Annotated in this window: 1 protein-coding gene and 1 pseudogene; one reads left to right on the top strand and one right to left on the bottom strand. The window is 43.8% G+C overall.

Annotated features, from left to right (window positions below):
* On the top strand, window positions 1-420 hold a 420-nt coding region (locus tag R8N49_RS29430), incomplete at its 5' end, for a plasmid-related protein (RefSeq protein WP_318190735.1).
* Window positions 421-446: 26 nt separating this feature from the next.
* Here the strand turns inward: R8N49_RS29430 and R8N49_RS29425 are convergent.
* Window positions 447-560: pseudogene (locus R8N49_RS29425) on the bottom strand (conjugal transfer protein); the annotation flags it as partial.

Genomic DNA, 560 nt, shown 5'->3' with positions numbered 1-560 from the left:
AAGCCATCAGAGGTGGCGTTATCTTCTGGATGTGTCATGGCTTTTGATGTCAAAGATGGTATGGATGTCGATACCAGTGATGGGGTTTTAATTGAAGACCATTTCTTGGAGATGCTCACTGAAAAGCAGCTATTTGAAATTTATGCCAACTCCCATGATGATGACGACGAACAAAACAGGCCGCTAAAAGAAACGCTATCAGATTCAGAGCTTCATGAGTACTTTCGAAATGATTGCTCATTCATGTACTTTCGTCTTGCCGAGTCTCATGCAAACAAACCGTTAAAAGAAGTATTGGCTCTTATAAGAAAGTACTCGTTTTGGATGCCGCAATATATTTGGCTTCAAGGTCACACTATTGATACTTACCATTTGCCCGTTGAAGACGAGAATGGCAATGCAGTAGGCGTAAGGTTTTAGCTCTACAAGATGAGGCCTAACTGGCCTCATATTTTCTTCTGCAAGTGACTTAACGCCAACCCCGCCATCAATGCCAAACCGATGATCAGCGACGGTAACACCACCGGTGGAATAGCCAGCGGGGCGAACAATCCCATAAA

This window comes from Vibrio sp. 1978 (assembly GCF_033344345.1).
Note: the sequence above shows the minus strand (reverse complement) of the source record. Positions and strands in the feature narration are given on the sequence as shown.